This is a genomic window from Anaerotignum sp., from assembly GCF_017483025.1.
GTDB lineage: Bacteria > Bacillota > Clostridia > Lachnospirales > Anaerotignaceae > Anaerotignum_A.
The window spans coordinates 1-15,337 of the sequence record NZ_JAFUMA010000008.1; the positions used below are offsets into that span (position 1 = coordinate 1).

Here is a 15,337-nt window from a genome sequence, read left to right on the forward strand (position 1 = left end):
TCACCAGTCGCAGAGCATCCGTATCTGTTCTGACATAAGCCAAAGGATTATAACAGTCAGATCGAGCCATATCCACCAGATTCAAAACCTTCACTTCATAGCCCTGTTTTTCTAGCATACCACCTGTTGCTCGGAGCAATTCTCCCTTAGGATCAGCGATGATGTAGGAACAGTTGCACTGCATGATATTCGGCTTTACAAAAAATCTTGTTTTCCCTGCACCAGAACCACCTACCACAAGGATATTCAAATTCCTGCGGTGTTTTCTGCCATCCAAACCGATTTGGATATTCTGCGTCAGAATAGCATTCTGCGTCGGTACTTTTCTGTTTTTATATTTGCGATTGATCTCCGAAACACTGCCCCATCGGGCGGAGCCATATTCTTCACCTGTTCTTTTATTGCCCTTTGATGCAAAGTAATAAGAAATCCCAAAACCATAACAGCAAAGGCAGAACAGAACACATCTCCCTGTATAAAGGGTAAATTCAATATGATACGGTGTTTCCAGTACTTCAGACAGATTATTGATGAACTGTGGCAGGTTCACACCTTCACCGCAGCATCGACCAAAGAGGATACCCAACCAAAATACGGGTAAAGAGAAAGCCGCCATTAAAATGGCGACCTCCCTTCTACTCATTTGTTTTTTGATTTTTCACCTTAATATCCGGTACGAGGAAGCTTCTGTACTTCCTGCTTACCGTATACCACTGTCACCCATCTGTCGTTAGACATGATCCACTGACCCTGATGCAGACCACCAACGTCTGTGCTGTTGGTAAATCTCTGTTCATGGGTCACTGTGGGCAATACATTGCAGTAGATATAAGGTGTTTCCACCTGTGCAAATCCACTCTTTACTGTGCCAAATACAAACATGATCTCTGTTACATATTCATTAGAAGGCAGTCCCAGTGCTGTTGGAGATGCCAGAATCACATTGTTTTTAGATGTGTCCAAATTATCCGCCAGTGTACGATAATCATGCAGATTTGTTTTATAGACGATCTTATAAGAAAGTCTCTGGTTCCATGTACCTGTGATGATCTTATCCAGTCTGACTGCTTCTACAGGCAGGGTATCTCTCCAATAGAAACTGTTCAGAGATACTGTAGAATTATTTTTGATGCCTGTAAATTCATAACGAATGCTCTGATTTGGTGCTACCTGCGTGTATCCTTTTTTATTGACCGCTACATTGGTATACAGGCTGGAGTTATAAACTTCCAGTCTGACGATCTGACCTACATACTCAATTTCGGCCTGAATATCCTGCGTGTTTGCTCCATAAAAATCGGGGGCTTTGGATTCCTTAAGCGTATAGCGTCCCAGAGGCAGCGTCTTGGAGATAGCAATGCCGTTCTTATTTGTTACCACTGTGTCTACCAGATTGTTGGATCTGTCATAGATTTCAAATTCTGCGTTTGGCAGGGCTGTCCCTGCAGGGAAACCGTTATAAGGGTTATCATCAGAGGATTTCTTTGTAATCTGAATCTGTCCCATCTGAGGAGTGTTTTCCCACTCAACTTCTGTTGTTCTGCCCTTCTGCACGGTGATGGTTCTCACTTTGTTATCAGCAAGGTATCCTTCTGCTGGTTCCAGTTCACGTAATTTGTACTTTCCTGCAGGAAGTTCATCTTCGATATAGATATACCCCTCATCGTCTGTTTCAAACTGTCCAATAGGATTGTTGTCAGCATCATAAAGAATAAAGGGAACACCATAAATGCCTTCACCTGTCACAGAATCGACCTTATGGATCAGGATAGATGCCAGCGGATCATTTTTAATTGGCAATGTCTCTCTTTTTCCATCTTTAATCTGTACTTCTCTTGCTTTGCTGTCCAACAGGAATCCATCTGCTGCTTTTGTTTCTTTCACCAGGTAGGTTCCTTCTTCCAGGCCCTCGATGACAATCATGCCACTTTCATCTGTTTCATAATAGCCAATTTCTTCACCGTTCAATTTTGTTACAAGAAATTCTGTTCCCGGAATAGGTTTGTCATTTCTGCTGTTTGTCTTTTCAATTACCAGACAGGAATAAGGTTTATTTTCTACTTTTACGACCGTTGGTTCTTCCGCTTTGACTTCCACTGTTCTGGGTTCTTCATCCCAATGGTAGCCTTCCAGCCCCTTGGTTTCTGTTACGGTGTACCATCCCTCCTCCAGATCACCAACAAAAATCATACCATTTTCATCTGTTGTAAATGTGCCAATTTTCTCTCCATTTAATTTCGCAATCAAAAACTCAATTCCAGGAAGTGGACTTTTTGATTCAGAATCCGTTTTCATGATTTTGATGCCAGAGAGAGCCTTGTTGGTAAATTCCAGGCGATATGTACCGCCATCCGTACCGATCTTCACTGTCTTTGGTGTATCATCTTTTGCATATCCGTCACTTGCCTCCAGTTCGGATACGACATAGCTGCCAGGTTTCAATCCAGAAATCAAAACTTCACCATTCTGCCCTGTCGTAAAAATGCCATTTTCATTTCCAACAACAGTACCATCGCTCGTTGTCACTTTGAATTTGGTACCGGGGATAGGTGCGTCTGTAGCATCATCAGATTTCACAATCAGCAAGGAACCGTATGGAATATTTCTGAAAATCACTTCAACAACACTTGTTCCATCCGCTTTCAGATTTACTGTCTGAAGGTTTGTTTCCGCAATCAGGTAGTTTTCCGGTGCTTTGATCTCACGCACAGCATAAGCACCAGCTTCCAAACCTGTAACAACCACTACACCAGAGGCATCCGTTGTAACAGTGCAAACAACAGTGCCATTCTGACCACTGGTTTCTCCTGTTACTCTGATAACTTCAAATGTACCGCCAGAAAGCATTGCTCCGTTATTTACATCCGCCTTTTTAATAACAATACTGTTCAGAGGATAGTTTACGATACCACCAACTACAGGATAATCCTTGCCGCTTGTGATCTTCACTTCACTATTAGAACTTGTATTACCAGTATTTGTTGTTGTGTCTGTTACATTACCTGTATCCAGATAAGAATTATCACCAGGTGCCAGATAAATCCTCGTCACAGGATTTGTAGGCATCTGCATCCCCTGCGCTGGAATCGTTTCTGTTGCGATATACCAACCAGGTTCCACATAGGGCAATGTAATGCGGCCATCTGCATCCGTTCTGTAAGTACCTACCATTTTGATACTACCGTCCGCCTGTTCATACTCGATTTTGAATGTAGTATTGGGGATACCTTTGTTTGTTGTTGCATCTGTTTTCTGAAGCACCAATGTAGGTTTTTTGATATTTTCAAACAGTAAAGACTTTTCATCTCCTGCTTTCAATTGAATATCCTGATGTTCTCCAGACAAAATATAAGGTTCCGGCACAGAAATCTCGGTCACAGTATATGTACCAGGTTCAAGATAACCCAATTCGCTGCCTTTCATACCAACAGTTACTTTGCCGTCTTTGCCAGTTTCAACCACACCGATTTTTGTGCCATCTGCTTTCTTCACTTCAAATTTTGTACCAGGAACGGGATCATTTGTTAAGTCATCATCCTTTTCAATCGTCAATACAGGAGCTTTCAGATTGCGAATAATAACCTGTTTACTTTCATTTTCTCCAAGGTAAATCGTTTCAGGGGTATCATCCAATACATATCCTTCCGGACTAGACTGTTCGGAAATCTTGTAAGAACCCACAGGCAGATCTTTCAGCGTAACAATACCGTTTTCTGTCTGTACTGTTGTGGTATAACTGCCATTGATCTGCTCAACCTTAAAAATTGTAGGAGCCTCGATCACATCGCCCGTTTCATCATCCACTTTCATAATCGTCAGACCAGGGAATTTACTGTTCAGGAATTTCAAGCTGGGAGCCTGTCCATTTTTCACAGTTACATACTGAGGTGTACTGTCCAGAATATATCCTTCTACCGTGGATACTTCTCTCACCAGATAAGTTCCATCAGGCACATCTTCCCATGTAATTTTGCCATTGCTGTCTGTCTTACCTGTTGCTCTCCAGGCTCCATCGCCGTCGATCTGCATGATTTCGTATTCCACTCCGGGGATAGGTTTGCCTGTGGCTGCATCTTCTTTTTCCATCGTCACAGTCTGGCTGGGATAGTCACGGAAAGTGGCTGTTGCCTTTTCTCCATCCTGCACAGTAATAACCAGAGAAGTAGGTTCAGTCAGCTGATAAGATTTGCCGGAATCTCTTTCGATAATCGTATAAGTACCAGGGCCGGAGATTTCAGGAATCCATTTACCGTTGCTGTCTGTTGTGCCTGTGTCAATCAGCTGCCCTTTTGCGTTATAACAATCAAATGTTACACCAGGCAGAGGTGTCGCATTATCCCTTGCATCCAGTTTGATAACTGTCAGGTCACCAGAGCCAGAAGGGGTACTGGGTGTTACAGGCTCATCAGGATCTTCAACGATACCTGTATCACCGATCACAAAAGATGCATAGGGGTTGTCGTAGAAATTACCTGCCAGTACATAGTTCTGCGCTCCTACGGAAGTGCTTCTGCCATACAGCAGGATTTTCGCTTTCTGCTGTGCGTACAGTCTCAGTTCTACTGTCGCACCTGCATCACCAGGGTCAGGCAGGATTGCTTTGAACTCTGTTGTGCCATCAGGCAGGATATACCGTTCACTGTCGTTAAACCCTGTAGTAGTAGGGTATTCTTTCCCATTCATGTCGCAGATCGTCAGCCCATCCATGAACTGACCTCCTGCAAGCATTTCCACATACATATCAGAGCCGTCTACATTGTTGTCTGTATTGGCAATAGTAAATGTTGTTTCATAATTACTGCCGGAAAGTGTAGGTGTTCCCGCGGTCAATGTAACTGTACTTAACCCATCATGGGGCGTATAACTGCCAGCTGCCTTATAAATGGATTTTGTTGCAGCCAACACTTTTACTCTCAGAGCATGAGGGTACTGAGTTGCTCCAGTGTTCTCGCTCCATGTGTTGATACCATAGTTATCATGAATACCAGACCAAATCGCCATCTTAGTAGCCAGATAAGCAGCGTACTCCAACTGGTTCTGGCTCACACCATACTCCGCCGCACTGCCACCCAGCAATGTTTCCGCAGAAACAGAAGGATAGCCATAATTCACAGCACCTTCCAGAAATGCCGCAATCGTATTGCCAGCAGAGGATGCAGAACCAGCCGTTTTGCCGGAGCCACCGGAACCGCCTGCATCTACGATACAACTGTTATCGAATCGTTCAATATCAATGCCATAATCCGCCACATCACCATAACCGGGATAGGCAGGGTTGATGCAATATGCCTGATAAGGAGCATTTGTTGCAGGATTTGTCCAGCTTACCTGTGCTGGGGCAAAGTTATCATAGTCCGCACTACCATTGCATTTCAGAATTGCTTCTCTGCAGCTTGCATTGGCAATATCGAATTTCTGGTCAGCATGATACACTGTACCATAGGTCGAAATCCCATAATTATCTGCTGATGCTACTGAAACTGATGACAGAAGCATCACCGCAGAAAGACCTACTCCAAACATTCTTTTTGTCAAAGTGTTCTTCATATTTCATTTCTCCTTTCTTTATAAGTCGAAAAATAAGCAATAAAAAAAGCGGATGATTTTTCCGCTTTTCTTAACTACCATATTTTCTTAAAAACAGTCCATTTCCCAATTATACTTGGTATAGGGACATCCTAAATGTTTCAAATCCTTTTTGATTTTATCTGCAATAGAATGGCATACTTCATGGGTTGCCGCAATAGAGCCGGGGATCAGTTCAAAGTATTTATCCTCATAGATAAACTCCATAGATGCCTTTTCCACACGCTGTCTGTTTTCATAATTTTCCGTAATGAAATGTACTTCCTTTCTCCATTTCTGAAGCAAATTCAGAATTGCATCAGGCATTTCACTACCTTCGGAAATAATCTGATTGGGGCGCATCCAATGTTCTGTACTGATCCAGATTTTCTGTCCATTATCTCCAGAGAGAAAAACCATATTTTTCTGTTCTTTCTCATTTAGTTCGCCATAAAAAATACTCATATAGATTCTTCTCCCTCTCACAAAATGTTTCTCCATTTTACCAGTATTTTGTCTGAGAAGTCAATTTGCCAATCTATACAATAACTCATTCAGAACTTTGTGAAAAAAGAATATTTACAAATCTATCAAGATATGCTTCTGTATTTCTCACTTTGCCACAACATATCCGATAAATGCATCTCTGTTGATGAACTTATCAAAATCCCATACCTTCACCGTTGCATCAAAATCAGGATAGTATGCACCGGGTACTCTGTCAGTCGTTCTATGGTTTGCATTGGCTTCTGTGAAATATACTGTCACAGGCTTGCCCTCGTTGTCATAGTCCACCCATTCGACAAAAGCAGCATGGCCGTCCCATGTAACGATGCATCTAGGCTGAATCGCATAAGGGTCTGTCACGCCGTCTACATCAGGACAATCATCTCTCTGTGCTTTTTTCACCCAGTTATTTACGCCGCTGCCAGGGAAGGGATTCAGTCTGATATGATCACCTACCGTTTCTACCATACGCCCTCTGGCATACCAAGTACACTGACCGATCATGCCTGCATCGAGATAAGAATAGGCTGTTGTATAGTTTTCTGTATTAGGCTTTGTCATAGCCTCATCCAGATAGGCCGCTTTATCTTCATCGATCAGGATAGTCGCCAAGATTTCACCTTCTTTGGGAGCAAATGTTAAAGGTGCCTGTACTGCAGAAATTTCCTTTTCTGTTTCAGACGCACTTTCCATCTTACCGCTGTCCTTCACTTCCATATCTGCTGTCAGCACCTTTCCGCTGCGAATATCATTGAACATAGCTTGCAAGTCGATCTCTGTGTATGTCACATCAATGACTTTTTCTGCCTCATCCCAGCCGATTTCGATACCATAAAATGCTGGCATAAAAGGTTCTGTTACGATGCCTGCTTTTGCTTCGATATTCACCAGTTCCAGAGTACCTTCCTTTGCATATTTGCTGGCATCTGCAAAGTCCGCCAGTTTGAAATAATATCTGCCGTTCAGCAGGAAACACTCTGCTTCGCTGACAGAACCATCATAAATCAGTTCGCCTTTTTCTACTTTTACCTTGGCAGTCTGCTGTGTCAGTTTTTCTGCTTCTGTCGTGGATGTAGGTTTATTATGGGGGTCTACCATGACGCCTGCAGTACCGTTCTGAATAGCATACACTGCTACATCCAGCTCATTGGTAATATCTCTTGCTCTCACAAAGTTATAACCATCAATGTTATAACACTGGATACTCTGGATTTCGCCATCCTTGAACCGCACCTTCGCATCATGCAAAGTTGCTGTTTTATATTCCGTATCCGCAAAGGCTGTTGCTGTACCGCCTACAGCCAGAACACCAGTCATCAGCATCGTTGTCAGTTTCTTCATATATTCCACTTCCTTTCCTCGTCCTTTTTCTTTATTATCCTAAAGATTTCTGATTCACGCAAAAAATCACACTTCCACTGCCTGTACGCACCAACGCTTTGCAGGCTGGTTATTAACACAGGTAATGAGTGTGATCCTGTTATCACTGGTTCTCTGCAGATAGGAAAAATCTGTTTCGTCGATCTTCTTTACAGAAACAACTTTGTAGGTTCGTGTCCCCAGTTTTGTTGTGTATTTGATTTTATCGCCTTTGTCCAGTGTATGGATTTTGCCAAAATGATTCGTTACCCCTCGGTTATGGCCACACAGACCGATATTACCATCCCAACAGGAAGTAGATTTGAAATGTCCTGCACCTTTCGCAAGGCTTTCCAGACTTTCTGTTTCATAGACTTTCACAGACAAGTCAATTTCATCAATCTTCAGTCTGCCGATACTGCCATCAGAATAATACAGACCATCTGGCAGAGTAAATTTATTCTCCGTATAACTGGAAGTTACTGTGCTGACTGTACTGGAAGGGGGATAGGTCACTGTTCCGCCTCTTACTGCGGTCTGTACCGCTGCACTGATACTACCGGAGCCAATGCTCATCTGAGACACACCGGAAATGTTTGGTGTCAGCAGTTCTCCCGTTCCTTTTGTATCTGCTGAATAAGAACCAAAAGCAGGTGGGATGAAGGCACTATCCTTGCTAATGTTGATGTTGTAAGTATTCGTTGCTTCTACGACGGTAACAGGCTCGATAGATGTTGCCTTGCCAAAATTTCCTGTTTCAGAGTTGCTGAAAGAATAGGTTAGATCCGAATCAAGAGCATACACCGGGGTAATTGTCGTTGTCGTCATTAACAGGATCGATGCCATCAACAGAATTGCTTTCGTTGATTTCAACAGTTTCGTTTTCATCATCCGCACTCGCTCCTTTCTTTTTCTTCATGGAATGGAATACCGCCATACCTGCCAGTGTGATACCTGCACCGCAAAGAGGTAACAGGATCAGATGCAGATCAACTGGAAAAGTATTTTCCTGGGCGAAAATCGCTGTGTACTGCACCGTATCTGTAGCAGTTTTGGATACAATTCCGCTGTACTCTGCCGTTACTGTATAGCCTTTACTGTAACTTCTTGTGCCGGTGCCTTCATAGGTCACAACTGCGGTATATCTGTCCGTGATAGCATGAGTGTCCACATTGGCTGTGTTATCACTCTGCCAGTCAACGGATGCAAACTGTAAAGTATGTCCATTTTCTTCCGTGGTTTTTGGAATAAACTGCAGGTCTGCTCCTGCAAGGTTGGGGTATGTTCTGGTTGCTTTCATGGTATAGCTGCTTGTCCCTGTACCTTTACTTTCGATCTGGATTGTAGATACATCCAGCTGCAAGGTGCCAGAAAAACCATCCTCTGTTAAAACCTCTTTTTCGGCAGGAATCAATGGAAGAATATCCTCCATCTTATTTGTTTCGCTGTCTACTGTTACAGGCTCGATGATCTCTCTCGTTTCATAGGACGGGATTTCATTTTTCAAAATATCCTGTAACACATAGGTCTTGCCGTCCTGTTCAAAACTGTCCTGCGGAATAGAGGAAGGTGCTTCGTCTGCCCCCAGTTCATAAATCTTATGAATCTCTGTCTTACCGCCATTTTCTACCGTTTCGATCTTCGACGGATATGCCCCGAAAGCTGTTACAGATACAGAAAGCATACATACCATGCAAAATAAAAATCGTTTCATTTTATCACCGTTCTTTCTCTGAAACTTTCCTCTCTTTTTTGATTTTGTTCAAATCCCCTACCACAGATTTACGCTCAGTCGTACTCGCTCTGTCGGTATTCCAGCCAATCTTTCGCACGCTTGATCTGCTCTCTTGTTGATAAGGGCTTCTCGTCTTTTTTTCGTCTTCCCTACCGGGTATCGGGTATTCGATCAATTCAAATACCCTGTTGATCTTCGACACATCCTCTGCCCTGGCAAGGATATCGAATGTTGGTGGGTCTGCCTTGGTATCCTTGATGACGGTATAAAGGATGCCGTATTTCTTTGCTTCTCTGGAAAACTGATGCAGATATTCCTCCTGAATCGGGAATACTTTCAGTTCCTTTCCCTCTTTCAGAAGGGTATTCAGTTTCGTTTTCCCTTTGATCTTTACATTGTCCTTCATCACTGCCGCCAGAAATACTGCAAGATTTTTAGCCCCTGTTCCCGTCAGCTTTGCTATGGTTTCGCTGATCCGCAGAGTTTCCTTTGTCATTTGTTCTGCTGCTTCGCTTCCCTGGCTCATGATCTTTTCCCTCCTTTCGTTCCAGTTCTTTCATCGTTTGCAGATTACTTCGTATCCTCCCTTCAGTTTCCAGAATGTTCTCGCACATCCGCAGTTTGGCACGATACATTTTCAGCTGCTCGCTGCATTGCTGATATGCTGCATCATCTTTTATGCTTTTTCCCCTGAGCCTCACCTCCTTTCCAATGCGTTTTCTTTCTTCCTGAAGTCTGGATATTTCCCCATGAAAAAAGGACATCAATTTCTCGATGTCCTCTGTAGTATCTATCCTGTTTTCGGAAAGAAATTTATTTTGTTTTACATATTTTTCAAAGCGGATTACATCATCATACAGATAAGGACTGACTTTTCTTCTACCAGTCTTTTTCTTTGCTTTTCCTAAAAGATATAGATACTTCCAGTACAAGGCTCTGATACCTGTGATCTTTCTGCTTTTCTGAAAACTGCCTTTTAGACGAATTTTGTTATGATTTTTACGTTTTTTGCTACAAAAATGAAAATCGTCATACATTCGTTTCTTTCGCAATCGCTCCTGAATATCCGCTTCTGTATATCCTTGTCCAAGGGAAGAAAGTCGAATGTACCTCTGCCCACCTTTTGGCCTGACTGCTGTATGTTTGACATTCTCGCCATACTTCACAATATAGCCGCTGGCTCTCATGGCATCCAAAAAGCTGCGATAGTTGATAGACTGCTCAATGGCTGCATCCACATCTTTGCGGATCATACTTCTGATCGTAGTTTTTCCATTTTGCTCCGCCTGCCATTCGGAATAGTGCTTTCCTTTCCCCTTGGGTATAATTACTGACAGGCCATTTTCTTTGCAAATCCTGTCAGAAACATCTCTCAGCTGATAAAGCGTTTTCGGTACAGAACGATATTTTCTACCATCCACAAAAGAAACGGAATTTATCACAATATGATTATGCAAGTGGCCTCTATCCAGATGGGTACCAATGACCACTTCAAAGTCCCCAAAACATTCCTTCGCAAATGCAATTCCTATTTTGTGAATCTGTTCCGGCGATCCTTCTCCCGGAGGAAACGACTGAATCACATGATAACATAACACTTTATCTTCTTTACCAAAGTGCTTTTTGGTTTTCTGCATTTCTTCATTGGCAGTTTCAATACTTCCGCAATTCAAGCAAGAAGCATAGAATCGTTCTTCTGTCTTTTCCAGATTCAATGCATATCTTGCTGCATTCTCAGCTGTTTTATCTTCATTCACAGCATAATCCGTGCATCCAGCCAAATTATATCTTCTAGTCAATATTTTTAAATAAGCCATGTTATACCTCTTTCACGATTTTCCAAACCTCCTTCATAAGCCTTTGCGCTTCCTGTAATTCTCCTATGTCTATACACTCTGTAGCATTCGCTATGTGTGCGATTTGATTGATGTTATTTCCTATTGCCGACAACTGACGAATCATTTCTCCCCAGTAATCACTAGGTCTTTCTCTTATATTGCTTCCTGCAATCAAACTTCTAACAAACGGCTCCATCTTCATTCCAGCCAGCCTCGCTTGTTTATCAAGATGGTCCTTTTCTTGCTTTGTTAGCCGCACTGTAATCTGCTTTGTCCTTTTTTGCATTTTCTACTCTCCAAAATAATAAAGACGAGAATCTCAATTCTCGCCTTTATATCGCTTCATTTGCACCTTACGCTATTATTAAGTTCTAAACACTTCCACTCTTTTTATTTGGATACCCATATTATGAACAAATTCTTTCAATCTCTTCATATCATCCAAACTGTGATAGCCAATATGCCAGATTGCTTTCTCTTTGTTATATTTTATGATTTCTTCAAAATATGGATAATCTACATCTGCTAAAGAATGTCCGATTACAAAGATATCTTCAACATCAACCATTGATTCCCAATATTCTTTATTTTCTTCAATGATTTCCGGTGTATGCTTTGTTGTCATTTCATCATAGGCAGTCACCCATTGGTCTATTGCAAGTTCCATTGCTGACTGTAACAAAAGTGCTTTCCTCTTCGATTTATACTTTGGCACAAATGCTTTATCTGGTGTATATCCATCCAAATAATCCACATTGGGCTTATGTCCAAGTATAATAGCATCTTTTTTATTTTTACGGCAACCGTGAATATAGTTTACATTCCTATTTGGAACACCATAAACAGTTTCTAAAAATTCCGTATAATTAAAATTGAGATATTTAGCATCAGCTGAAATCAGATCCTTTAACGGCTTTTTATTTACATCTATTTTCAACGAATTTACCCACTGTCGAAATCGTTTAGGCAACTGATTTATAATAATTTCAATAGGTAACATTGCCGTATCAATAGACATTTGAAAGTCTGCTGCACTCGCTTCTGGGTGATATGCATTATTCATATCTAACCACATATCCACCATGTTTAACATCATACCCATATCAATTTTTGCAAGGCTCTCTTCCAAATTACTCCATAAGTCCTCACATTTTAAATATCTTTCTAAATTTTCACGCAATTCATTTCTCTTTCCAAGCGTACTTTGAAAATTCCAGTACAATGAAGGCACTCCATGCATCAAATCAAACCCATTTCCTAAAATCATCAAAGATTTTTCTGGAGTCATCATCTTTACGTCCTGCAACTTCTTTTGAGAAAATGGGAAAGTTTTAAACAATTCTTGCAATTCAGCCTCATCTTTTTTCCATTTTTTAGCTGCCTCGGCTTCTGCAATTTTCTCTTGTTGTTCCTGCCTTCGTTTGTTTCTGCATGTTCTACAACGTTTCGGTAAGACATAACCTAAATTATGAAAGTATTCTTGTTCTCTCGCTGAGATAATAAATTCATTTCCACACTCTATACACAATAAACGTTTATCAGAATATACCTCTTGTTTCTCCATGCTTATCCCCCCTCCGCATTTTGATATTACAATATATTTTACACCCTTTTAATCGCTTTATCTACGGGGTATTAGGGGAACACCCTTAACAAGCGCATTTTGCATGCAAAATGCTATGCTTGCAAAAAACCATAACTTGGTCGTACAATAGTAGCAAAAAGATAAATTAAACAGAACGGAGAATAATTTATGATAATGAACGAACACCTCTTAAACAACAAAGAAAAACAATTAGTAGATTTAGTTGAAAGATTTTTTCAAACATATAATTTTGGCGATTTTAATGTACTTGTAGATTGGGGAGAAATTCATGATATCAGCTTCGAAAATAATTTATTTCGATTTGTATTTCGTATAAAACCCGCTGAGCCTGATTGCGAAGAACAGCTGCAAATACCAACCATTATCTTCAGTCCAATCAAACAACATAACGGGATCTTTCATCAACTAATGATTGTTTTAGCTGAATTTTGCTGTATGCACGAAAAAATGCCTATCCTCTTTTGTGAGGTTGTTTCCAATAAGTTTTCAACCAAGCTAATAAACAAATATCACGGAATTCTTTTAGCTGATGATTATAATTGTGGTAAATATATCGCAATTTTACCCGAAAAAATTTTGTCTTAAAAGATAGCACTGTACTTATCTTATATCTTTATCTCTCCAATTATATTTTCTTTTCAATCTATCCTACTTTAAAAGTGATAACCCCTAAAACAGGGATTATCACTTTTTGTTTTCTTTTGCATTTCCGTTATATGAGTAAGTTGTAATCACTTTTAGTAAATCCATTTAAATTATCGTACCTGTTCTAAAAGGATTTTTTTCTTTTCTGTATCTACATACCCTTTTTCGATAAAATCATCCCCTTCCAAAATCACAACGTCCTTCTCATCCAGATTCAGCAAAGCATTTAACTCTGCCAATCGCTTATTCTTTTCTTTCAATTCTGTTTCCATAGCAAATGGTTTTCCTAGTTCTGCTTTGGTATTTTCCCGTTGCTGAATTGTACTTTCCAAAGTCTGTTTTACCGTCTCACACTTATTTCCCAGAGAAGAAAGCATATTGTCGATTCGTGTGATATTACCATAAATATCACTCCCCAACGCTACACCATGAGACAATGCACCTTTCAGATCTATCCGAAACTCGCTGGCAAGAATAGAGTAGGACAGTTCCATCTTAAAACCACGATAGGAGCCAATCTCTTTTGGGCCTTCATTCTGGATCAGATGACAGGCACCGATGATTGCTTTCCCTGCATCCGCTTTTTCGGTGTATGTAATGCCCATGATCTCCATTGGCGAAAACTTTTCTTTATCCTGCGGTGTATTTTCCTGCAACGTAACCAAATCCTTTTCATAGCCCACCACGCGCTCTCTCAACTTTTTGATCTCCTGCGGAAAGCATTTCAAAATCTTATCCTCCAGATCAAATTGCTGACTCATGTAGCTGCTTTTCAGAAGGTTCAGTTTACCCACTTCCATTTCCAGGTTGCTCTTTTCAATGATAAGAGGATTTCCGGTGGCAAGGGCCTTGATTTCCGCATAGGACAATGCTGTTTCGTCAACGTCCTCTGCAGCTCTAACTGGTGCTTTGCTGGTCATGATCTGAGCAATGAATTTCTGCTTATTTTCCACCAGCTGATACAGATAACTGTCGAAAGTGCCTTCCGTAACATAGCGGAAAATATCAACTTCCGGATTCTGATTGCCCTGGCGGACGATTCGCCCTTGTCGCTGCTGCAGATCGGCAGGACGCCATGGACAATCCAAATCATGGAGTGCAATCAGGTGATCCTGCACATTTGTACCTGCGCCCATCTTCTGGGTACTGCCCATCAGCACACGAATATCACCTCTACGTACCTTGGCAAACAATTCTTTTTTCTGGGCCTCTGTATTAGCTTCATGAATAAAAGCAATTTCTTCCTCCGGCACACCTTTTTCCAGAAGTTTCTTTTTCAAATCATCATAGGCATTAGAAAACTGAGAATAATCCATTTCAAAAGAGCCATCTTCAGTTTCTTTCATACCAATGGTTCCTTTACTGCTGGGTGTAGAAAGGTCACAGAACACCAACTGCGTTGCTCTCTGCTCTTTCGTTTCCTCCCAGATACGGAACACATTGTTAGCACAAACAGCCAGTTTGCAAGTTTCATCATCAGGCAGCATTGGATTGATGAGCCTCTGATCCAGTGCCAGCTTCCTGCCGTCATTTGTGATTTTCAGCATATTATCAACGGTAGGATCAACATTGCCTGCTCTGATTTCCTCTGCTCTCTCCGCAAGGGATGCCACCATTTCCTTCTGTATTTCCGTTGGCTTGATAACTTCCACATGGAAGTTTGCCTTTGGAACAGGTAAATTCAGCATATCCGCCGTTTGAATGTCTGCCACGCATTTGAACATAGACATCAGTTCAGGCAGGTTATAAAACTTGGAAAATCTTGTCTTTGCACGATAGCCTGTCCCTTCCGGAGCCAGTTCGATAGCCGTTGTGGTTTCCCCGAAGGTAGATGCCCATGCGTCAAAATGCTGCAATTCCATCTGCGCCAATGTACCGTACTGCAAATATCTCTGCATGGTATAGAGTTCCACCATAGAGTTTGAAATTGGTGTACCCGTTGCAAACACAATTCCTTTGCCGCCTGTCAGTTCATCCAGATAACGGCATTTCATAAACAGGTCAGAAGATTTCTGTGCTTCTGTCTGGGCAATACCACTAACATTTCGCATCTTTGTCACCAAGAAGAATGGTGATAGGTAA

Annotated in this window: 12 protein-coding genes; 1 reads left to right on the forward strand and 11 read right to left on the reverse strand. The window is 41.4% G+C overall.

The window, feature by feature from the left end:
* From IJ369_RS00380 to IJ369_RS00425, 10 genes are all read right to left on the reverse strand, one after another.
* Positions 1-616, reverse strand: a 616-nt coding sequence (locus IJ369_RS00380) for a type IV secretory system conjugative DNA transfer family protein (RefSeq protein WP_290714648.1), incomplete at its 3' end; no start/stop codon positions are given.
* Between the two features lie 47 nt (positions 617-663).
* Positions 664-5,547, reverse strand: coding sequence for a SpaA isopeptide-forming pilin-related protein (locus IJ369_RS00385; protein ID WP_290714651.1), 4,884 nt, complete (start codon positions 5,545-5,547; stop codon positions 664-666).
* A gap of 87 nt (positions 5,548-5,634) precedes the next feature.
* Positions 5,635-6,030, reverse strand: coding sequence for a hypothetical protein (locus IJ369_RS00390; RefSeq protein WP_290714654.1), 396 nt, complete (start codon positions 6,028-6,030; stop codon positions 5,635-5,637).
* A 147-nt stretch (positions 6,031-6,177) separates the two neighbouring features.
* Positions 6,178-7,413: a CHAP domain-containing protein gene (locus IJ369_RS00395; protein ID WP_290714657.1), complete on the reverse strand. Its 1,236-nt coding sequence runs from the start codon at positions 7,411-7,413 to the stop codon at positions 6,178-6,180.
* Positions 7,414-7,479: 66 nt separating this feature from the next.
* Positions 7,480-8,322: a class D sortase gene (locus IJ369_RS00400; RefSeq protein ID WP_290714659.1), complete on the reverse strand. Its 843-nt coding sequence runs from the start codon at positions 8,320-8,322 to the stop codon at positions 7,480-7,482.
* Positions 8,222-9,145 (reverse strand): cell wall anchor protein, encoded by a 924-nt coding sequence (locus tag IJ369_RS00405; protein ID WP_290714661.1) that lies wholly within the window; start codon positions 9,143-9,145, stop codon positions 8,222-8,224. Before IJ369_RS00405 ends, IJ369_RS00400 begins: the two co-directional genes overlap by 101 nt.
* Positions 9,146-9,149: 4 nt before the next feature.
* Positions 9,150-9,692 (reverse strand): PcfB family protein, encoded by a 543-nt coding sequence (locus tag IJ369_RS00410; protein WP_290714662.1) that lies wholly within the window; start codon positions 9,690-9,692, stop codon positions 9,150-9,152.
* Positions 9,601-10,983, reverse strand: a complete 1,383-nt coding sequence (locus IJ369_RS00415) for a relaxase/mobilization nuclease domain-containing protein (RefSeq protein ID WP_290714665.1) — start codon at positions 10,981-10,983, stop codon at positions 9,601-9,603. Before IJ369_RS00415 ends, IJ369_RS00410 begins: the two co-directional genes overlap by 92 nt.
* Before the next feature lies 1 nt (position 10,984).
* Positions 10,985-11,290, reverse strand: a complete 306-nt coding sequence (locus IJ369_RS00420; protein ID WP_290714667.1) for a plasmid mobilization protein — start codon at positions 11,288-11,290, stop codon at positions 10,985-10,987.
* 78 nt (positions 11,291-11,368) lie between these two features.
* The gene (locus IJ369_RS00425) at positions 11,369-12,568 is read right to left on the reverse strand and encodes an AbiH family protein (RefSeq protein WP_290714669.1); all 1,200 of its coding nucleotides are present in this window, start codon (positions 12,566-12,568) and stop codon (positions 11,369-11,371) included.
* Between the two features lie 189 nt (positions 12,569-12,757).
* On the opposite strand from IJ369_RS00425, the gene IJ369_RS00430 reads away from it, so the two are divergent.
* A complete protein-coding gene (locus IJ369_RS00430; RefSeq protein WP_290714671.1) occupies positions 12,758-13,195 on the forward strand; it encodes a hypothetical protein in 438 nt (145 codons plus the stop codon).
* 170 nt (positions 13,196-13,365) lie between these two features.
* On the opposite strand, the gene IJ369_RS00435 is transcribed toward IJ369_RS00430, so the two are convergent.
* On the reverse strand, positions 13,366-15,337 hold a 1,972-nt coding region (locus IJ369_RS00435), incomplete at its 5' end, for a helicase-related protein (RefSeq protein ID WP_290714673.1).